This is a genomic window from Nocardia cyriacigeorgica (assembly GCF_010858045.1).
Taxonomy (GTDB): domain Bacteria; phylum Actinomycetota; class Actinomycetes; order Mycobacteriales; family Mycobacteriaceae; genus Nocardia; species Nocardia cyriacigeorgica_E.
This window is the reverse complement of sequence record NZ_JAAGVC010000286.1, coordinates 1-299: the sequence shown is the minus strand read 5'-3', so window position 1 is coordinate 299 and position 299 is coordinate 1. Positions and strand designations below refer to the sequence as shown.

Annotated in this window: 1 pseudogene; it reads right to left on the bottom strand. The window is 67.2% G+C overall.

Annotated features, from left to right (window positions below):
• Nucleotides 1-299 (bottom strand): annotated as a pseudogene (locus GV790_RS29745) (FtsK/SpoIIIE domain-containing protein); the annotation flags it as partial.

Here is a 299-nt window from a genome sequence, read left to right as displayed (position 1 = left end):
GTCGCCTTTCGGGGCGAGGTCGGGCTGAGTGGGTGCGTAGGTGCCGACGATGCGGTCGATGTCGGTATCGGAGACCCAGAAGGCGCGGACCCGAACGAACTCGGTGGTGCCGTCTTCACCGACATAGCCGACACCGGGAGTGAGTTCGGAAATCTTGTCGCACAGCGCACCCCGATCCCGGCTGCCTTGGCCGTGGACCATCGTGGACTGGGTCGGCTCGTCCAGCCGCAGGCCGACGCGGACCGGGAACAGCTGCCGGTTGGGCATGGTCTCCTTGGACGGGTCCTGCAACGCGGCGA